This is a genomic window from Kumtagia sp. (assembly GCF_059502445.1).
Genome location: NZ_JCACER010000076.1, coordinates 259,144 through 277,326, shown reverse-complemented (window position 1 = coordinate 277,326; position 18,183 = coordinate 259,144). Strand labels below are relative to the sequence as shown.

At 67.1% G+C, this 18,183-nt stretch carries 18 protein-coding genes; 13 read left to right on the top strand and 5 right to left on the bottom strand.

Annotated features, from left to right (window positions below; all coding sequences use genetic code 11):
- The first annotated feature begins 281 nt into the window (after positions 1-281).
- The 3 genes from AC5JDC_RS21155 to AC5JDC_RS21145 are packed head-to-tail and all read left to right on the top strand — an operon-like array spanning position 282 to position 2,298.
- Entirely contained in the window at positions 282-1,247 is a 966-nt protein-coding gene (locus AC5JDC_RS21155) for an ABC transporter substrate-binding protein (protein WP_106771944.1), read from the top strand.
- Entirely contained in the window at positions 1,244-1,942 is a 699-nt protein-coding gene (locus tag AC5JDC_RS21150; protein ID WP_495844324.1) for a L,D-transpeptidase, read from the top strand. The genes AC5JDC_RS21155 and AC5JDC_RS21150 overlap by 4 nt, the downstream gene beginning before the upstream one ends.
- Before the next feature lie 17 nt (positions 1,943-1,959).
- Positions 1,960-2,298, top strand: a complete 339-nt coding sequence (locus AC5JDC_RS21145; protein ID WP_495844322.1) for a hypothetical protein — start codon at positions 1,960-1,962, stop codon at positions 2,296-2,298.
- 306 nt (positions 2,299-2,604) lie between these two features.
- Here the strand turns inward: AC5JDC_RS21145 and AC5JDC_RS21140 are convergent, their stop codons facing one another.
- Both AC5JDC_RS21140 and AC5JDC_RS21135 read right to left on the bottom strand, forming a co-directional pair.
- Complete coding sequence (locus tag AC5JDC_RS21140; RefSeq protein ID WP_495844320.1) at positions 2,605-3,825, bottom strand: glycerate kinase family protein; 1,221 nt, start codon at positions 3,823-3,825, stop codon at positions 2,605-2,607.
- 132 nt (positions 3,826-3,957) lie between these two features.
- Positions 3,958-5,442 (bottom strand): SLC13 family permease, encoded by a 1,485-nt coding sequence (locus AC5JDC_RS21135; protein ID WP_495844318.1) that lies wholly within the window; start codon positions 5,440-5,442, stop codon positions 3,958-3,960.
- 343 nt (positions 5,443-5,785) lie between these two features.
- Here AC5JDC_RS21135 and AC5JDC_RS21130 point away from each other — a divergent pair, with 343 nt between their 5' ends.
- The 3 genes from AC5JDC_RS21130 (at position 5,786) to AC5JDC_RS21120 (ending at position 8,469) form a co-directional block, all read left to right on the top strand.
- Positions 5,786-7,411, top strand: a complete 1,626-nt coding sequence (locus AC5JDC_RS21130; protein ID WP_106771939.1) for an acyl-CoA dehydrogenase family protein — start codon at positions 5,786-5,788, stop codon at positions 7,409-7,411.
- A 192-nt stretch (positions 7,412-7,603) separates the two neighbouring features.
- Positions 7,604-8,158, top strand: coding sequence for a hypothetical protein (locus AC5JDC_RS21125; protein ID WP_106771938.1), 555 nt, complete (start codon positions 7,604-7,606; stop codon positions 8,156-8,158).
- Positions 8,158-8,469: a DUF6105 family protein gene (locus AC5JDC_RS21120; RefSeq protein ID WP_495844315.1), complete on the top strand. Its 312-nt coding sequence runs from the start codon at positions 8,158-8,160 to the stop codon at positions 8,467-8,469. Before AC5JDC_RS21125 ends, AC5JDC_RS21120 begins: the two co-directional genes overlap by 1 nt.
- Here AC5JDC_RS21120 and ruvX read toward each other — a convergent pair.
- The gene (ruvX, locus tag AC5JDC_RS21115; protein ID WP_495844313.1) at positions 8,436-8,921 is read right to left on the bottom strand and encodes a Holliday junction resolvase RuvX; all 486 of its coding nucleotides are present in this window, start codon (positions 8,919-8,921) and stop codon (positions 8,436-8,438) included. The genes AC5JDC_RS21120 and ruvX overlap by 34 nt on opposite strands.
- 95 nt (positions 8,922-9,016) lie before the next feature.
- Here ruvX and AC5JDC_RS21110 point away from each other — a divergent pair, with 95 nt between their 5' ends.
- Positions 9,017-9,718, top strand: a complete 702-nt coding sequence (locus AC5JDC_RS21110; protein ID WP_495844311.1) for a metal-dependent hydrolase — start codon at positions 9,017-9,019, stop codon at positions 9,716-9,718.
- 421 nt (positions 9,719-10,139) lie between these two features.
- On the opposite strand, the gene AC5JDC_RS21105 is transcribed toward AC5JDC_RS21110, so the two are convergent.
- Positions 10,140-10,448, bottom strand: coding sequence for a hypothetical protein (locus tag AC5JDC_RS21105; RefSeq protein WP_495844309.1), 309 nt, complete (start codon positions 10,446-10,448; stop codon positions 10,140-10,142).
- Between the two features lie 251 nt (positions 10,449-10,699).
- Between AC5JDC_RS21105 and AC5JDC_RS21100 the strand changes: the two genes are divergently transcribed.
- The 5 genes from AC5JDC_RS21100 (at position 10,700) to AC5JDC_RS21080 (ending at position 16,765) form a co-directional block, all read left to right on the top strand.
- Positions 10,700-11,719, top strand: a complete 1,020-nt coding sequence (locus AC5JDC_RS21100) for an integrase core domain-containing protein (protein WP_495844278.1) — start codon at positions 10,700-10,702, stop codon at positions 11,717-11,719.
- 300 nt (positions 11,720-12,019) lie between these two features.
- Positions 12,020-13,492, top strand: coding sequence for a DEAD/DEAH box helicase (locus AC5JDC_RS21095; RefSeq protein ID WP_495844307.1), 1,473 nt, complete (start codon positions 12,020-12,022; stop codon positions 13,490-13,492).
- Positions 13,493-13,616: 124 nt separating this feature from the next.
- Positions 13,617-14,813, top strand: a complete 1,197-nt coding sequence (locus tag AC5JDC_RS21090; protein ID WP_495844305.1) for an MFS transporter — start codon at positions 13,617-13,619, stop codon at positions 14,811-14,813.
- A gap of 183 nt (positions 14,814-14,996) precedes the next feature.
- Complete coding sequence (locus AC5JDC_RS21085) at positions 14,997-16,031, top strand: cysteine synthase A (RefSeq protein WP_495844303.1); 1,035 nt, start codon at positions 14,997-14,999, stop codon at positions 16,029-16,031.
- Positions 16,031-16,765, top strand: a complete 735-nt coding sequence (locus AC5JDC_RS21080; protein WP_495844301.1) for an alanyl-tRNA editing protein — start codon at positions 16,031-16,033, stop codon at positions 16,763-16,765. Before AC5JDC_RS21085 ends, AC5JDC_RS21080 begins: the two co-directional genes overlap by 1 nt.
- A gap of 8 nt (positions 16,766-16,773) precedes the next feature.
- Here AC5JDC_RS21080 and AC5JDC_RS21075 read toward each other — a convergent pair whose 3' ends face one another.
- Positions 16,774-17,094 (bottom strand): antibiotic biosynthesis monooxygenase, encoded by a 321-nt coding sequence (locus AC5JDC_RS21075; protein WP_495844299.1) that lies wholly within the window; start codon positions 17,092-17,094, stop codon positions 16,774-16,776.
- Between the two features lie 237 nt (positions 17,095-17,331).
- Here AC5JDC_RS21075 and sseA point away from each other — a divergent pair, with 237 nt between their 5' ends.
- Positions 17,332-18,183 carry a 3-mercaptopyruvate sulfurtransferase gene (gene sseA, locus AC5JDC_RS21070; RefSeq protein ID WP_495844297.1) on the top strand — a complete coding sequence of 284 codons (852 nt, stop codon included), beginning with the start codon at positions 17,332-17,334 and terminating at the stop codon, positions 18,181-18,183.

The following is an 18,183-nucleotide window of genomic DNA, read 5'->3' as shown; positions in this document are numbered from 1 at the left end:
GCCGGGCCAGCCGCGCCGCAAGGCGCGAGGCGGGTCATCAACACCTCTCGCTGCCTGGAGACCCTCGGAGGCACCCTGCGAGCGGAGGCGGGATTTTCGGCAGGTCGGAGCTGCTGCCGCAAGATCGACGCGAGGCGTCTGTTTGCCCGGAGCGGAAACCCTTCTGCAACCAAAAGTCGAACGCTGTCGCTTTTAGCGCGGCTGCGGCAATTGCGCACGGCCGGCGACCGTGCAACATTGGTCGCGCGGGACGGGGGACGCTCGAAAGAGAGGCTCGCTTGATGACTTTTGCGTGGCCGTGGTTGAGGGGGGCATTGGCCGCGGCGGCGGTCGTTGTGTCCCACGGATATGCCGGTGCCGCCGATCTCGTGATCGCCATGCCGAATTGGTCGTCCGGGCAGGCGACGGCCAACATCATCAAAGTCGGACTGAAAAAGGAGCTCGGTCTCGACGCGGACGTGGTCGAGATGGGCACGCTGATCGCCTTCACCGGACTGGATTCCGGGCAGGTGGACATCCATCCGGAAGTGTGGTTGCCCAATCTCGACAATCTCGTCAAACGCTACGTCACCGATGCCGGCACCGTCGCCATCAGCCCGACGGGCGTGCCGGCCTGGCAAGGCATCTGTGCGAATCGCGCCGCCGCCGACGAGGCGGGGATTCGCGACATCTCGGATTTGCAGGACCAGAAGAAGACCGCCGCGCTCGACACCGACGGCGACGGCCAGGGCGAAATGTGGATCGGGGCGTCGACCTGGTCGTCCACGACGATCGAGCGGATCAGAGCCAACAGCTACGGCTATGCGGCGACGCTGACGCTGCTGGAAATGCCCGAGGACGTCGGCATGGCCGCCGTGGATGCCGCCGAGGCGACGGCCCGTCCCGTGGTCTTCGCCTGTTACGCGCCGCACGCCGTGTTCAAGCTGCACGACATCGCGCGCCTCTCCGAGCCTCCCTACGATCCGGCGAAATGGAAGGTGGTGCTGCCGTCGGAAGATGCCGAGTGGCTGTCGAAATCGGAGGCCAGCGTCGGCTGGGACGCCGCCCACTACCATGTCGCCTATGCAACCTCGCTGCGCGAAAAGCATCCGGATGTCGTGCGTTTTCTCGAGCGCATGGATCTCAAGCCGGAGGAAGCGATCGACATGAGCTATGCGCTGCAGGTGGAAAGGCAGGATCCCTATAAATTCGCCGAGCAGTGGGTGGCCAAAAACGAGGCGCGGGTCGATGGGTGGGCCAAGCCATGACCAAGTTTTTCGCCCGCAACAGGACTGAACCAGGCCGCCGGCGGTTCGCGAGGTTCGCGATCCTGCTCGCCGCCGGGCTTGCCGTCGCCACGGCGACCGCGCTCGCGGCGGGAACCCAGGTCTACGATTCCAAGACGCGGAAATGGGTCAATTACGACCGCACCAAGGCCTACCGGCACTGGAAGCAGCACAAGCAGGTGCCCGAGGCCTTTCGTCCGCAGGTGGTCAAGTTCCGCACCGCCGAGAAGCCGGGCACCATCATCATCGACGGCAACCAGCATTTTCTCTACCTCGTCCAGCCCGGCCAGAAGGCGATCCGCTACGGCATCGGCGTCGGCCGCGAAGGGTTCGGCTGGGCCGGCATCGTGCGCATCGGCCGGACCGCCGAATGGCCGACCTGGACGCCGCCCGCCGAGATGGTCGCCCGCGACCCCAACGCCCGCAAATGGGCGGGCGGCCAGCCGGGCGGTCCCGACAATCCGCTCGGCGCCCGGGCGCTCTACCTCTACGAAGGCGATCAGGACACGATCTACCGCATTCACGGCACGCCCGAGCCATGGACGATCGGCCTCGATGTCTCGTCCGGCTGCATAAGAATGAACAACGACGACATCGTCGACCTTCATTCCCGCATCGAGGTCGGTGCGAAGGTGATCGTGCTGATGCAGGGGGCTGCACTGTACAAGGGCGTCTGAGCGCCGACGGAGGGGACATGACTTTACCGGCAAGGCAGGCGGGCGGCGGATGGGCTCGCCCTGGCGGATGGGCGCTCGTCGCCCTCGCCCTCGCGGCGATCGGCGCCTGCAGCACCAGCGGTCCGACCCCCGACCAGATGTCGCGGACGACGGTGGAGACGGCGCCGGCGGATCTGCAACTGCTTTGCGCCAACGAGGTGGCGAAGACCACCGGGGTGGAAAGCAGCAAGGTGCTGCCCGTGGGCTCGCGCAAGCTGGACGCCAGGAACTATCACGTGGACCTCAATGCCGGCGGCAAGCCGACGACCTGCGTCGTCGACGCCGACGGGAAGATCGTCTCCGTTCAGGCGGCCTGACGGCGCGCGCCCCGGCTAGGGGCATGCGCCTTGGCGTTCGCAGCGAGACGGCAGCCTGTCCACCTCGGGGCAGGGCAATGAGTTCACCCCACCCCTAACCCCTCTGCACAAGGGGGAGGGGAACCGACTGGCACCTCCCCAAGGCGCCAATCGTCAATGGTTTCGCGTGGCATGGCCGCCGCAAAGTCCCCCTCCCCCTTGTGGGGAGCGGTTAGGGGTGAGGGTGCGAACCGGCGAAAGTCCCCGTCGTTTGCCATATGCTATTGCCCTGTCCACCCCGGGCAGGCAGCCCGCTCGCCGTCCGGGTCACGCCGCGGCTCGTGATCCGGCCCGCCCATGCCGGCCGCGGACGCGGTGTGCGACGACGCCCGTCCGTTTCAGGCGCATGCCGACCAGGATCATGCGCGCCGCGTCCTCGGCGGCACGCACCAGCAGCTTGGACGTCGCCGCGATCGCTTCGTCGAGGCTGCACGGCCGCTTGAGGATCGAGGCGAAGGCGTCGATGCCATGCTCGAAATTGAGCGTCACGCCCTTGCCGATGGTGCCGGCGAGCGCGATCACCGGCAGGCCCGCCGCCCTGGCGCGGCGCCCCACCTCCGCCGGCACTTTTCCGAACGGGGTCTGGCCGTCGAGGCTGCCTTCGGCGGTGATGACGAGATCGGCCTTGGCGATCATCCGGTCGAGATCGAGATAGCGCATGACGATGTCGTAGCGCGGATGCAGCCGGCCGGAGAGCAACCCGAGCACGCCTGCGCCGAGTCCGCCCGAGGCGCCGGCGCCTTCGGCCGTGGCGACGTCGACCCCGGCGGCGGCCAGGATTTGCCCGGCATAGGTCTCCATGGCCCGATCGAGCAGTTCGACCTGCTCAGCCGTCGCTCCCTTCTGCGGCCCGAACACCCGGGCGACGCCGCGCGGGCCGGTGAGCATGTTGTGCCAGTTGACCGCGGCGTCGATCCGCACCGTATCGAGACGCGGGTCGCGGCCGGAGAGATCGATCCGGGCGAGTTGCGCCAGGGCACCGCCGCCTGCCGCGAGAGGTTCGCCGCTGCGATCGAGGAAGCGCACGCCCAGCGCCTCGGCCATGCCGGCGCCGCCGTCGTTGATACCGCTGTCGCCGCAGCCGAGCAGGATGTGCTCGGCGCCGGCGTCGAGCGCTGCCTTGATCAGTTCGCCGACGCCGCGGCTGGTCGTGCGGCAGGGATCGCGGCGGTCGCGCGGCACGAGCCGCAGGCCGGCGGCCGCGGCCATCTCGATGACCGCGGTGCGCACCGGCGCGCCGCCGAGAAAACCGAAGAAGGAGGGGACGGGATCACCGACCGGGCCGGTGACGGTCAAGCGGTGCATCTCGCCGTCGGTGGCGGCGACGAGCGCCTCGGTAAAACCCTCGCCGCCGTCGACCAGCGGCGCCTTCAATATCCTGGCGCGGGGCACGGCACGCAGAACGCCTTCGCCGATGCAGTCGGCCACCTCATTGGCCGACAGGCTTTCCTTGAAGCCGGACGGCGCGACGAGAACGGTGAAAGGCATGGTAAACTCCTTGTCTCGTGCATTGGAAGGACCAAGGAGAAACGGAGCGAACTCGAGTTTATTCCGTATTATTTCAGTATCTTATGAGAATAGCTTGGCCTAATTTTTTAGGAGCTCATCGAGCTGCCTGGTCTAGAGGTTCCGATATTCGGCCGGCGTGGGAAAAAGCCCAAAACTTGGCCAGACGAGCAGGGCGAACAGGCAGAGCAGCGCTACGAACAGCGGCAGAAGCATCGCCGACAGGCGCAGCAGATCGCCCGAGGTGAAGGCCGGCGGTTCCATGCCGCCGAACAGCGTGACCGGTTTCGCCGAGACCATCAGCGTCTGACAGAAGCCGCTGCCCAGCGTGACCAGCAGGATCAGCGAGGCCGGGTCGATGCCGAACCCGGCGAGCGGAAGGGCCAGGGCAGGGATCAGGACGGTCGCACGGGCGGTGCGCGAGTTGATCACGACATGCGCCAACGCCGACGCGGTCGCGGCAAGGGTGACGACAAGCCAGGCCGGCGTCGTGCCGGTGCCGGCAAACGAAAGCAGCAGCCGGTCGACGATCAGCCTGGCGGCTCCGGTGTCGAGCAGCGCTTCGCCGATGACGAGCGTGGCGGCCAGAAACAGCAGCAGGTTCCATTCGACGCCCTTGAGCGCGGCCTTGAACGAGACGCCCGACACGGATTTCGACGCGGCGACAAGCGCTCCGGCAAGCGCGACCAGCGCCAGGTCGATCCCATGCAGGCCGGCCGTGGCCCACAGCCCGACGACCGCAAGCACGATGCCGGCGACGACCCGGTCGCGGCTGGACAGCGGTTGCGTTGCAGCGTCGAGCGCGGCGACACGCGCCCTGCGGTCGTCGGCGCCAAGGAACGTGCCGAGGATCAGGCCGCAGGCGGCAAGGCTGCACAGCAGCGCGAACGGCGCGGCGAGCATTGCCCAAGCGGCGAAACCCAGCGTCTCACCGGAGATGCGCCGGATCGCATCGGCCGCCACCAGATGCGCGCCGGCGCCGGTCAGGGAAGCGGCGGCCGAGAGCAGGATCACCGACGGAAACAGCAGGGCAAGCGCCCTTGTCACCCGGGGCCTGGCGATCGTCCGGGAAAGCGCGAGAAAGACCGGCATCAGGATCGCTGCCCGCGCCGACGTCGACGGTATGAAGAATGCCGTCAGGAAGATGGCGCCGGTGATCCCCCAGAAGATGCCGGAGACGGTGCGGAACGGCGCCAGCATGCGCAAGGCAAGGCGGTTGGCGAGGCCGGTTTCCTTCAGCACCGCGCCGATGACGAAAGCGGCCAGCATTAGGGCGACGATGCCGCTGCCGAGCGCGTCGAAAAGGGCGCGTTGCTCCACCGCGCCGGCAAAGACCAGCGCCAGGGCGCCGGCCAGCGCCACCGGCGTCTCCGGCAGGTCCATGACCGTCCAGGCGATCAGCGTGGCGGCGAAAACCGACAGGGCCACGCGCATCGGATGCGTCAGGTCGCCGCCGCCGGCGAATATGGCGAGGACGGCCAGACCTGCGAGCAGGGTGCCGGTCACGAGCCTGCCGACAGGCCGCGAGATTTTTGCGGTACCGCCGGGCAGTTGAAGTGTTGACGCGGCAGCGCCTGGCAAGGTGCTGATGTCTGACATCTTTGGGCATCTCTCCGAACGCACGCCCAGGCTGGTTGCGCTTGTCTGTGCGATGCGGGAGCAAACGGCGACGGCTGCGGTCTATTCCAGCCGGCTAACATTTTCGTGAGGAAATGGTCCCGTCGCACCGGTGGGCAGACGGGCGGCCGCGCTCGTCCGCGGCGGCGAAGCACCGCGCTGTGCTACGTCCCTGCGGCAGTCCGGCCGGCCGGCGAAGCCGCCGGCACGATCGCGATGCGCATCGGCCCTTCGGATTTTTCGTCGCGCGGCTTCCGCGGCTTCGGCTATAAGCGCCGCAGGCGCTACGGATTCGATAGCGCAGGGCGCGAGCAAGAGATCCGGCGTGACGCACGAGGTTACCAACCAGCCGCCACCGCTGACGGGCACGAATGCATGGCGGGGCGACCCGCTGCTGGTGCAGCTCGCGGAAGACTTTTCCGAGCCGGTGCGCAAGGAACTCGACCAGCACGGCCGTTTCGTGATGAGCCAGGAGGCGCAGGAGCTAGCGCGGCTCGCCAACACCGAGACGCCGCGGCTAAAAACGCACGACCGCCAAGGCCGGCGGCTCGACGTCGTCGACTTCCATCCGGCCTATCATGCACTGCTGCGCCGCAGCATCGCCGGCGGGCTGCATTCCTCTGTATGGGAGAATGGGGAGCAGGAGACCGGCCGCCGCCACCAGGTGCGGGCGGCGCGCTTCTATCTCACCGCCGAGCTGGAGGCCGGGCATCTGTGCCCCGTCACCATGACCAGCGCCTCGCTCGCCGCGCTGATGGCCAACCCGAAACTGTTCCGCGAATGGGCGCCGCGCGTCACCAGCCGCAAATACGACCAGACGCAGAAGCCGCCGGTGCAGAAGGCCGGGCTGACGCTCGGCATGGGCATGACCGAGAAGCAGGGCGGCACCGACGTGCGCGCCAACACCACCCGCGCCGAGCGGGCCGGCAACGGCTTCTATCGCCTCACCGGTCACAAATGGTTCATGTCGGCACCAATGTCGGACGCCTTTCTCGTGCTTGCGCAGGCCGGGGAGGGGCTGTCCTGCTTCCTCGTGCCGCGCATCCTCGGTGACGGCAGCGGCAACGGCTTTCGCTTCCAGCGCCTCAAGGACAAGCTCGGCAACCGCTCCAACGCGTCCTCCGAGGTCGAGTTCGAGGGCGCCATCGGCGAGCCGGTGGGCGAGCTCGGCGCCGGCGTCAAGACGATCATGGACATGGTGACGCTGACCCGGCTCGACTGCGCCGTCGCATCGGCCGCGATCATGCGCGCCGGACTGGCAGAAGCCGTCCACCATGCACGGCATCGAAAAGTGTTCGGGGCGAACCTGATCGACAAGCCGCTGATGCAGCGCGTGCTTGCCGACATGGCGCTCGACGTCGCCGGCGCCACGGCGCTGTCGTTCCGGCTGGCGCGCTCCTTCGACGAGGCGGCCAGGGACCGCGGCGAGGCGGCCTTTGCCCGCGTGATGACGCCGGTGGTGAAGTACTGGGTGTGCAAGGTGGCGCCGCCGCTGCTGGCGGAGGCGATGGAGTGCCTCGGCGGCAACGGCTATGTCGAGGAAGGACCGCTCGCCCGCTACTATCGCGAGGCGCCGGTCAACGCCATCTGGGAAGGTTCCGGCAACGTCATGGCGCTGGACGTGCTGCGTGTGCTCGGCCGCGGCTCGGCGCTGTTCGACGAGGTGCTGGCGGGGATCGAGCGCGACCTCGGCGCGGGCGGCGCCGGAACGACCGGCGTGCTGCGCGCCGCCATGCAGATAGCCTCGTCGGACGAGGGCTCGGCGCGCGTCCTGACCGAGCAGCTCGCTTTGTCGGCGGCGGCGGCGGAACTGCGGCGCATCGGCGCCGGCCGCATTGCCGACGCCTTCGTCGAGACGCGGCTTGCCGGCCAGTGGCGCTCCACCTACGGCATGCTGGCGCCGCGCCACGACCCGCTCCTCATCCTCGACACGCTGTATCCGGCGGTCTGAAGCATCTTTCACGCCGCCGGCCGGTGCTTTCCTGCTTCCGCGGGAAGGGGGACGGCTGCGGCATTCCCAGGCAATTGGCTATGGACCGGCACAGCGCACCGGCACGGTTTCCGGCCGTCGTTAACCTTAACAATTGGTTTACGTTGCACGGCGACGGCCGCCGCTCCAATTTAGCCAGGGAGCAGGGGCGACATGGCGCGGATTCTGACATTCTTTCTGGTGGTGCATTGGGCGGTCGTGTTCTCGCTGTTGGCGACGCTCAGCGTCCTCGGGAGCGATGGCGGCGGGTTGCGCTTCTTCGGCATCGACCTGCCGGGCGCCGACTACCTCGTCGTTTCCGTTCCGGTGGTCGCCGCCAGCGTGGCCATGGGATTCGCGACCTGCGCGGTGCTGTTCTGGTGGGCGCTGGTGGCGCTGTTTGCCGGCAATGACGACGGAACGATCGGCGAGGAGGTCTTGCGCGTCGCCTTCGCCGCGGCGGCAGGCTTGATGACCCTGCTGCTGGTGGTCGGCACGTTCAGGTCCTCCGCCGGGCTGTTTCCGGCGATGGCGGCGCATTTCGCCGCGCTGATCGCATCCTATGTGGCGATCCGCAGCGAACAGCAGAGCGCCGTGCAACGGGCCGAGGCTCTGGTCGACGAGCGACTGCGCCTGGCGGCGCGCGCCAGGGCGATCGGCGCCTCGCAGACGGTAAAACTGTCGCGCTTCGCCGGCGCGCATGACGGGCAGAGGAGTTTTGAGCGCTGATGCGTTGGATCCTTATCCTCTGGGCCCTGCCGCTCGCCGTCTTCTGGGGCTGGTTCGGGCTGTCCTACTACGACATGAATTTCGGCTACGTGATGCTGTCGCGCGGGCTGCACGACCTCGTCTTCGAGCTCTACGGGGAACTGCTCGGGCTCGAACCGGCCGCGATCCCCTGGCTGCTGGCAAAGGCTTTCGTCATCGATACGCTGATCCTGTTCGGCATCCTGGCGTTCCGGCGCCGCCGCGCCATCGCCGCCTGGATACAGCGGCGGCGCGAGCGCTATTCCGGCGTGGAGCCGGCCCGCAGCACCTGAAGCCGGTCCAGCACTCCTTGCAGGATGAAGGCGGCCGCCGCCGAATCGATCTTCTCCTTGCGCCTGGCTCGCGAAAAATCCATCTCGATCAGCGTGCGCTCCGCCGCGACCGTCGACAGCCGCTCGTCCCAGAATGCGAAGGGAAGCGCGGTCAGCCGCGCCATGTTGCGCACGAAGGCGCGTGTCGCCTGGGCGCGGGGTCCCTCGCTGCCGTCCATGTTGACCGGCAGGCCGATGACGATCGCGCCGACGTCCTCGGCCTTCAGCCGCGTGAGCAGCGCCTCGGCATCGGCGGTGAATTTTTTCCGCAGGATCACCGGGCGGGGATGGGCGAAGGAGAAGCCGCGGTCGGAGACGGCGACGCCGATGGTCTTCTCGCCGAGATCCAGCCCGGCAAGCGTCCTGCCGCCGCTCAGATGATCGGCGAGCGATTCGATCGCAACCACGGTCATTGGCTGTCCTTTTCGGTCCGCTTCCGGGCGCTCCGCGCTTGCCCTCGCCGTCGCGCGTTCTATCCTCGCCCGCAACCGAAATCGAGGAGTGCGCCATGAAACTCACCTGGTACGGCCATTCGGCCTTTCGCGCCGAAGCCGGCGACGCGAAAATCCTGATCGATCCGTTCCTCTCCGGCAATCCGTCGTGGCCCGGCGGCTGGGAAGAGCCGGCCGAAGGCATCACCCATGTGCTGCTCACCCACGGGCACAACGATCATTTCGGCGACACCATAGCGATTCTGAAGAAGACGGGGGCGATGCTGGTCGCCAATGCGGAAATATCGGACTTCGTCGCCGGCAAGGGCATCGAAAACGTCAATCCCGGCAATCACGGCGGTACCGTCGATTGCGGCGGCTTCACCGTGACCTTCGTCAACGCCGTGCACTCCTCGGCCTTGACGCAGGAGAACGGCCAGGCGGTCTATCTCGGCAACCCCAACGGGCTGGTGCTGCACTTCCCCGACGACAGGACGCTCTACCACATGGGCGACACCGACATCTTTTCCGACATGGCGCTGATCAACGAGTTGCATCAGCCGCAGATCGGCCTGGTGCCGGTGGGCGATCGCTTCACCATGGGCGGCGCCGTTGCGGCTCTGGCCTGCCGGCGCTTCTTCCAGTTCGAGGCCGTGGTGCCCTGCCACTATGGCACGTTCGGAGTGCTCGACCAGAGCGCCGACAAATTCGTCTCCGGCATGGAAGGCAGCGGCACCGAGCTGGTGCTGCCGACGGTGGGGCAAGCGAGGGAAGTCTGAGGCGGCATCGTCTCGCGCTGTGCGCGGGAAAAGTGAACCGTCGCCGTCACTTGCCTGTTTCCCCGCGTCGAGCGGCAGGTTCGGGAAACGCGATTCTATCCCCTCCCTTTCCGCCTCACCTATATTTCGCCGTGAAAGCCGCTTCCTGCGGGAACTTGGTGCGCACCGGGTATCAGGAGGAAGTGTCGGCGCCGGGTCGGTCGTGCAAACGGTAGCGCGGCTGGCGTGAGCTGGAGACCCGGGCCCCAGCCGCGAAGGTCGCGCGAATGCGGGCTAGCGGACGGGCAAGAACGCCGGCGGGGCGCGGATCACCGCGCCACGTATTTTACTTAGAGAGGCTCGGCCCCGCGCCCCGCTTCCCGCACTTTCCTTCAATGGCCAGACTGCAAAAGCAGGGCGTGGCGAGGATGACGCTTGGATTCTATCCCCTGAGGAAATTGAATTTGCTCGTCAGTTGGCCGGTTCTTATCAGGCGATTGATGTCGCTCTGGTCGATGCGGCCCTCGGCAACGCCGTCGGCCAGCCGATCGCACATCGTCGTTGCCAGGCTCTCGCGTGATACGCCCATATAGGTCATGGCATGCGCCTTGAAGCGCGGACCAGACAGATCGACCTGTCTGACGCAGCGAGCGATGGCAGCCTCGCGGTCGTTCCTCACATCGTCCTGAACCGTCGAACAGCCGCCCAGCGCGGCCGACGCCACCAACAGAGTTATGGCGAATGGTCTCATCTTGTCCCCCCGAATTTGCAGCGTGACAAAGGACGACAGCGTTTTTCCTGTCAAGCCGACGCAGCAACCGATGCCAGGTATGGACGCAAAGAGGGCATGCGATCCACGTCGCTTCTACCCCCCGCCACCCCTGCTGCATTGCTGCGATGCACAATGGCACCTGACCGCGCTCAGACAGATATGAGATTCTTGCATTGAGTGAGGGGTTCTCCGTAACTCGGGTTGCGAAGCTCGAATCCCAGGAGAACCCCATGCAGGTTTTTGGCCTGCCCGGCCATGTTATACGCAATGCTGGCCGGGCGTCGCGTCTTCTCGGCGCGCAGACCTCAACTATCGAAGCGACGAGAAGACGCGACGCGGTGGCGCGATGGCGGCGCGCGATGAAGGATGGGCTGAGCGCCGATCAGGCGGCGCATGCGGTGGGCGTGCCGCGCTCGACGCTGTATCGCTGGGAGGCGCAACCGGCGCCGAAGAGCCGGCGGCCGCACCGGATGCGCGCCAACGGCTGGAGCTGGGAACTGCGCGCCGAGGTCGAGCGGCTGAGATGCGATTTTCCGTTCTGGGGCAAGGACAAGCTCGGTCCGCTGTTGCGCAAGGCAGGCCAGGTCGTCTCCAACGCCACGGTCGGCCGCATCCTCAAGAGCCTGGTCGAGCGCGGCCGGGTCACGCCGGTTCCGCAGCTGATCCGTAAGATCGGCCGCAAATGCGCTGCCAAAGCCCGGCCCCACGCCGTCCGCAAGCCGAAGGACGTGGTCTTCGAAAGACCCGGCGACATCGTCCAGATCGACACGCTGACGGTGTCGCTGGCCCCCAATCTCGCCGTCAAGCACTTCGACGCCTATGACGTCCATGCCAAGTGGACCATCGCCAAGCCCTATCGCAGCGCCACCGCCAAGAACGCCGCCGACTTCCTCGACAAGGTAACCGCCGAGATGCCCTGGCCCGTCAAGGCCATCCAGATCGACGGCGGCTCCGAGTTCATGGCCGAGTTCGAGACTGCCTGCGCCGCCAAAGCCATCCCCCTCTATGTCCTGCCGCCGAGATCGCCAAAACTCAACGGCGCCGTCGAACGATGCAACGGCGCATGGCGATACGAGTTCTACGCAACCGTCGACCTGCCGACCAACATCGACAGCATCGCCGAGCACGTCGATGCCTTCCAGCATCTCTACAACCATCACCGACCCCACGGCGCTCTCGACGGACTAACTCCAAACGAGTATCTCAAAATCTGCCGAGACCGGATCACCCACCCGTCTCATATGTCCTGAGCGCGGACAGCACCTTGCAATTGCCCGGCGAATGGGCCATATGCGCAGCCAACAGGCGCTTGGGCCGCGAATGATGCGGCTTTCCCGATCGGATGGGACTGGTTGCGTCTCGTGTTCTCCTTCCCCGCTTATCCCGGCATGGAGACGAAGCCCCGCGTATTCTGAAGCGCGGGCACGACAGCGCAGCCGCGCGGGCCAACCAGCCTGCCGCCTTGTCGTTTCACGTAATGATGCTCGACGGCAGGTTGCGCCCTGCCGCGGCAGATAGTTGGCGGCCGATGCCGCCTGAAAGAGACAATTTTGAACACTGAACTTTCCGCGAAGCCCGAAGGCTTCGCCGCCCTCGGCATCACAGGTGCGCTGCTCAAGGCGACCGAAACCGCGGGTTTCGACACGCCGAAGCCGATCCAGGCCCAGGCCATTCCCGCGCAGCTCGAAGGCCGCGACATCCTCGGCGTCGCCCAGACCGGGTCGGGCAAGACCGCAGCCTTCAGCCTGCCGATTCTGGCCAAGATCGCCACACTCGGCAGCAAGCGGCTGCCGCGCACCGCCCGCGCCCTGATCCTCGCCCCGACCCGCGAGCTCGCGGTGCAGATCGAGGACACGATCAAGGTGCTCGCCAAGGGCATGCACATCTCGACCGCCCTGGTGCTGGGCGGCGTGTCGCGCCACAGCCAGGTCAAGCGCATGGCTCCCGGCGTCGACATCCTGATCGCGACACCGGGCCGGCTCACCGACCTGGTCCGCGAAGGCGAGGTCAAGCTCGGCGAGACCCGCTGGCTGGTGCTCGACGAGGCCGACCGCATGCTCGACATGGGCTTCATCCACGACGTCCGGCGGCTGGCGAATGCCACCCATCGCGAGCGCCAGACGGCGCTGTTCTCGGCCACCATGCCGAGCGAGATCGAGCAGCTGGCGCGCGGCATCCTGAAGGATCCCGTGCATGTCGAGGTCACCCCGCAGGGCACCACTGCCGCCGAGATCAGGCAGAGCGTCGTGCTGGCCAGGCTGAAGCAGAAGCGCAAGGTGCTGTCGGCGATGCTCGCCGATCCCGCCATGTCCTCGGTGATGGTCTTCGCCCGCACCAAGCACGGCGCCGACCGGGTGGTGCGCGACCTCGAGCGCGACGGCTTCAATGCCGCCGTCATCCACGGCAACAAGTCGCAGAACGCCCGCCAGAAGGCGCTCAATGGCTTTCGCGACGGCTCCGTGCGTATCCTCGTCGCCACCGATATCGCGGCGCGCGGCATCGACGTGCCCGGCATCTCGCACGTCGTCAACTTCGACCTGCCGGACGAGGCCGAGAGCTACGTCCACCGCATCGGCCGCACCGGCCGCAACGGCGCCGACGGCGTCGCCATCACGCTGTGCGATCCCAACGAGAACGCAAAGCTGCGCTCGGTGGAACGCATCATCCGCATGAAGCTGCCGGTCGCTGCCGACCATCTCGGCGAGCCGGATCCGCAGGCCGAGGCGCGCGAGCCGCGTGCCGACCGTCCTGCGGACAGCAGGGATAGCGGACAGCCGCGCGAGCATCACCGCGCCGGCCGGCCCGGCGGCGACAAGCCGCGCCAGGGTTTTGGCAAGAAGCCGTTCTCCGGCAAGCCCGCTGGCGGCCAGCGCTTCGGCGGCCAGCCGTCGGGCGGCGAGCAGCGCTTTGGCGGCAAGCCCGCGGGCGAGGGACGCCCCGGCGGCCAGCCGGCCGGCGAGAAGCGCTTCGCCGGCAAGAAGCGGCCGTTCCGCGGCCGCCGCAACGCCCCGCGCGCGGCCTGACCTGCGGTTGGGCCGAACGAAGCCGCGTTTGGTCCAATTGCGCGGCACTCGATGATGAAACAAGGTGGCGGCCGCAGCGAGTGCTTCGGCCGCCACTTGCATTTTCGGGAAGACGGGAGAGGACATGGCCGGCATCGCGGCACTCGCAGTCGCCTACGTGCTTTCCCAGTTCTACCGCTCATTCCTGGCCGTGCTCACGCCGGTGCTCGGCAGCGAGCTCGGCATGACCAAGGCCGACTTCTCCATCGCCTCCGGCGTGTTCTTCCTGACCTTCGCGCTGTCGCAGTTCCCGGTCGGCGTTGCGCTCGACCGCATCGGGCCGCGCTATACCGCGGTGACATTGATGATATTCGGCGCGGGCGGCGGAACCTTCCTGTTTTCCGCCGCTACGGCACCCTGGATGGTCATTTTCGCCACCGGGCTGATGGGGATCGGCTGCGCCCCGGTCCTGATGGCGGCGCTGTTCATCTTTGCGCGCCGCTACACGCCGGCCAAATTCGCCATGCTGTCGTCGTGGATCGTCGCCTTCGGCACGGCCGGCAACGTCCTCGGCGCCTCGCCGCTGGCCTATGCCGCCGAGGCGTTCGGCTGGCGCCCGGTCATGGCCGGGCTCGGCGTGTTCACCCTGCTGATCGCGGCGCTGGTCTTTGCGCTCGTGCGCGATCCGGAAAATCCGCATGCCGGCAGCGGCCCCACGGGATTTGCCGGGTTCGCCGAGCTGCTGCGGCTGCGCGTGCTGTGGCCGATCATCCCGCTGACCATGGTCGCCTACGCGCCGTCCGCCTGCATTCGCGGCCTGTGGGCAGGTCCCTATCTCGCCGATGTCCATGCCGCCGACATGCTGGCGATCGGCAACGCCACGGTCCTGATGGCGCTGGCCATGGCGGCGGGCGCCTTCATCTATGGCCCGCTCGACCAGTTCTTCGGCACGCGCAAATGGGTGGCGGTCGTGGGGACAACGATCAGCCTCTCGGCGCTGCTCGCGCTCGGCCTTCATCCACAGAGTTCGCTCGGGTCGGCTACGGCGCTGCTGGTGCTGATCGGGGTCGCCGGCGGCAGCTACGGCCTGCTGATGGCGCATGCGCGGGCCTTTATGCCACCGCACCTGATCGGGCGCGGCGTCACCCTGATGAATTTTTTCGTCATCGGCGGTGCCGGGCTTCTGCAGTTCGCCACCGGCGCGGTGGTGACCGCCGGCACCGTCCCCGGCGAGCCGGCCGCCGCCTATTCGGCGCTGTTCCTGTTCATCGCGCTGGTGCTCGGACTGGCCCTTGTCGTCTATCTCGCCGCTCGCGACGCCAAGCCGGCCCATGCGGCATGACACGCCGTTGCAGGATCACGCCGCGCCGGTATTTCCCATGGACCAGCGTTCTTCTATCCCGACCGGCGTTGAATGTCGGGGCGGTCTCTGGCAGGAAGGCGGTCGAAATGGCGGCAGGCGCCGCCACGTCCTTCAACAGCGGCAGCGCTTCGCCGGTGCCGCCTGCGCAACGGGAACTGCCTCATGCTTGGTTCGGTCATCGACGCGATCGGCAACACGCCGCTCATCCGGCTGCGCCGCGCTTCGGAGGAAACCGGATGCGAGATCCTCGGCAAGGCCGAGTTCATGAACCCGGGCCAGTCGGTGAAGGACCGCGCCGGCCTGTTCATCATTCGCGACGCGGAGAAGCGCGGCCTGCTGCGGCCCGGCGGCGTGATCGTGGAAGGTACGGCGGGCAATACCGGCATCGGGCTGACCGTGGTCGCCAAGGCGCTCGGCTATCGCACGGTGATCGTCATTCCCGACACCCAGAGCCAGGAGAAGAAGGACGCGCTGCGACTGCTCGGCGCCGAGCTCATCGAAGTGCCGGCGGTGCCGTACAAGAATCCGAACAACTACGTGAAGGTATCCGGGCGGCTCGCCGAGCAGCTCGCCCGCAGCGACAACAGCGGCGCCATCTGGGCCAATCAGTTCGACAACGTCGCCAACCGCGACGGCCATATCGCCACCACCGCCGAGGAGATCTGGGCGCAGACTAACGGCAAGGTCGACGGCTTCGTGTCGGCGGTCGGCACCGGCGGCACGCTGGCCGGGGTCGCCATCGGGCTGAGGGCCAAGCGCAAGGACGTCAAGATAGCCATCGCCGATCCGTTGGGGGCGGCACTGCACAGCTATTACACGACCGGCGCGCTGAAGGCAGAAGGCAGCTCGATCACCGAAGGCATAGGGCAGGGGCGCATCACCGCCAATCTCGAACGTTTCGCGCCCGACTTTTCCTACCAGATCCCGGACGAGGAGGCCCTGCCGATCATTTTCGACCTCGTGCAGGAGGAGGGGCTCTGCCTTGGCGGCTCGACCGGCATCAACATCGCCGGCACCATCCACCTGGCGCGCGAGCTTGGCCCCGGCCACACCATCGTGACGGTGCTCGCCGACTACGGTACGCGCTACCAGTCGAAGCTGTTCAATCCGGATTTCCTGCGCACCAAGAACCTGCCGATCCCCGACTGGATGGACCGGACGGCCGACATTCCCATGCCGTACGAGCCGGTGCCGTGATGCCGACCGAGGCACTGTTCCGCGACGATGCCTATCTCGCCGAAGCGTATGCGACGGTCCTCGGCGTCAACGAGCGCGGCGGCGTCGTGCTCGACAAGACCATCTTCTACGCCACGTCGGGCGGCCAGCCGGGCGACACCGGCCATCTCCTGCGACCCGATGGCAGCCGCATCGCCATCGCCGCCACCATCACCGGCGAGAGCAAGGACGAGATCATCCATCTGCCGGCGCCGGATCAGCCGCTGCCGGTCGCCGGCGAAGTGGTCGGCCTGTTCATCGATTGGCCGCGCCGGCATCTGCTGATGCGCATGCATACGGCCTGCCACCTGCTCACCGTGGTCTGTCCGTTCCCGATCACCGGCGCGTCGGTCGGCGAGGAGGAGAGCCGCGTCGATTTCGACATTCCCGACGCGGGCTACACCAAGGAACTGGTCAGCGAAAAGCTGATGCAACTCGTCTCGGCGGAGCAGCCGGTGTTCACCCGCTGGATCACCGATGCAGATCTCGCCGCCAATCCCGGGCTGGTGAAGTCGAAGAACGTCCGCCCGCCCTCGGGCACCGGCCGTATCCGGCTGGTCTGCATCGGCGACGACGGGGCGATCGACAGCCAGCCCTGCGGCGGCACGCATGTGCGCTCGACCGGCGAAGTCGGCGCGATCCATATCGGCAAGATCGAGAAGAAGGGTCGGGAGAACCGCCGCTTCCGCATACGCTTCGGCGAATTGCCGAGCTAACCGCCGGATCAGCCATAAATCCGCGTCTGCCGCACCTCATGATGTGTCGAGCGCTCATCCCAGCGCTTCAAAATCCTTCGGGCTTCTTCCGGCACATAGGCTATCTCATAGTCGGCGCCCTGGAAGGCGACGACGTTGGCAAGCGAATCGAAGCACATCACCGTGGTGAACTGCACCTCGTCGCCCACTTCGCGCCGCAACAGTTCGATCGAGCGGTAGCCCGGGATCCTCTTCGCTTCGATGCCCGGAAAAACGAAGCTGTCGAGCAGCCGCTCATAGGCGTCGGCATTTTCGCGGGTCGTGAAACCGTTCCAGATGCGCTTGATCATGGCAGGCTCTCCTTCGTGATTCCTCGCATGGCGGGCGAGGGCGTGTCTCTGCTATTTGTGCCGGGAAGGATGGCCTTCCACCCATGACGTGGCCGAACGACCGCAAGAATGGCGAGAATGGCACGATCCGGGATCAAGACCGGCGGAGCCGTGGTGCCCGTGCAGGAAAGCAGCGCTGCCCCTTTTTGCCGGGGCCGCGATATGCGAGAAGCAGTGGCCGTTGCGATGGAGGCGCGCATGCCGGAGAAAAGCCCGTTCGTCGTCGACGCCGACTGGCTGCAGGGCCAACTCGGCCGCCCCGGCCTGTCGATCGTCGATGCCTCCTGGTACTTGCCGGCGCAGGGCCGCGATGCCAAGGCCGAATATGACGCGGCCCACATACCGGGCGCGATCTTTTTCGATCAGGACCTGGTCGTCGATCCCGATTCGGGTCTGCCGCACACGCTGCCGCGGCCGGCGGTCTTTGCCCAGCATGTCGGCTCGATGGGGATTTCGGCCGACGACACCATTGTCGTCTATGACGGCCCCGGCATGTTTTCGGCGCCGCGCGTCTGGTGGATGTTCCGCGTCATGGGGGCGCCGGAGGTTTTTGTCCTCGACGGCGGCTTCGACAACTGGAAGGCGGCCGGACGTCCGGTCACGGCCGAGGCGACACGCACGGCGCCCAACGTGTTCTTCACCGATTTCGACGCGAAGCGGGTGGCGAACCTCGCCGACATGCGCGAGGTGGTCGAGGCGGGCACGGCGCAGATCGCCGATGCGCGCCCGCCGGGCCGCTTTGCCGGAACCGACCCGGAGCCGCGCAAGGGCGTGCGTTCCGGCCACATGCCGGGCGCGAAGAACGTGCCCGCCGTCTCGCTGTCGGAAAACGGCCATTTGCTGCCGGTCGAGGCACTGCGTCGCAAACTGGCGGAGGCAGGGCTCGACCTGTCGAAGCCGGTCGTCACCTCCTGCGGCTCCGGTGTTACTGCGGCCGTCATCACGCTGGCGCTGCAGAGCGTCGGACACGGCGACAACCGGCTCTATGACGGGTCGTGGACCGAATGGGGCGGGAACTCCGATACGCCCGTCGTCACAGGCAAGGACTGA

Excerpts from the sequence above, each read along its gene's own strand:
- AC5JDC_RS21155 (WP_106771944.1), top strand. The coding sequence starts at position 282 with ATGACTTTTGCGTGGCCGTGGTTGAGGGGGGCATTGGCCGCGGCGGCG.
- AC5JDC_RS21150 (WP_495844324.1), top strand. The coding sequence starts at position 1,244 with ATGACCAAGTTTTTCGCCCGCAACAGGACTGAACCAGGCCGCCGGCGG.
- AC5JDC_RS21145 (WP_495844322.1), top strand. The coding sequence starts at position 1,960 with ATGACTTTACCGGCAAGGCAGGCGGGCGGCGGATGGGCTCGCCCTGGC.
- AC5JDC_RS21140 (WP_495844320.1), bottom strand. The coding sequence starts at position 3,825 with ATGCCTTTCACCGTTCTCGTCGCGCCGTCCGGCTTCAAGGAAAGCCTG.
- AC5JDC_RS21135 (WP_495844318.1), bottom strand. The coding sequence starts at position 5,442 with ATGTCAGACATCAGCACCTTGCCAGGCGCTGCCGCGTCAACACTTCAA.
- AC5JDC_RS21125 (WP_106771938.1), top strand. The coding sequence starts at position 7,604 with ATGGCGCGGATTCTGACATTCTTTCTGGTGGTGCATTGGGCGGTCGTG.
- AC5JDC_RS21120 (WP_495844315.1), top strand. The coding sequence starts at position 8,158 with ATGCGTTGGATCCTTATCCTCTGGGCCCTGCCGCTCGCCGTCTTCTGG.
- ruvX (WP_495844313.1), bottom strand. The coding sequence starts at position 8,921 with ATGACCGTGGTTGCGATCGAATCGCTCGCCGATCATCTGAGCGGCGGC.
- AC5JDC_RS21110 (WP_495844311.1), top strand. The coding sequence starts at position 9,017 with ATGAAACTCACCTGGTACGGCCATTCGGCCTTTCGCGCCGAAGCCGGC.
- AC5JDC_RS21105 (WP_495844309.1), bottom strand. The coding sequence starts at position 10,448 with ATGAGACCATTCGCCATAACTCTGTTGGTGGCGTCGGCCGCGCTGGGC.
- AC5JDC_RS21100 (WP_495844278.1), top strand. The coding sequence starts at position 10,700 with ATGCAGGTTTTTGGCCTGCCCGGCCATGTTATACGCAATGCTGGCCGG.
- AC5JDC_RS21090 (WP_495844305.1), top strand. The coding sequence starts at position 13,617 with ATGGCCGGCATCGCGGCACTCGCAGTCGCCTACGTGCTTTCCCAGTTC.
- AC5JDC_RS21085 (WP_495844303.1), top strand. The coding sequence starts at position 14,997 with ATGCTTGGTTCGGTCATCGACGCGATCGGCAACACGCCGCTCATCCGG.
- AC5JDC_RS21080 (WP_495844301.1), top strand. The coding sequence starts at position 16,031 with ATGCCGACCGAGGCACTGTTCCGCGACGATGCCTATCTCGCCGAAGCG.
- AC5JDC_RS21075 (WP_495844299.1), bottom strand. The coding sequence starts at position 17,094 with ATGATCAAGCGCATCTGGAACGGTTTCACGACCCGCGAAAATGCCGAC.
- sseA (WP_495844297.1), top strand. The coding sequence starts at position 17,332 with ATGCCGGAGAAAAGCCCGTTCGTCGTCGACGCCGACTGGCTGCAGGGC.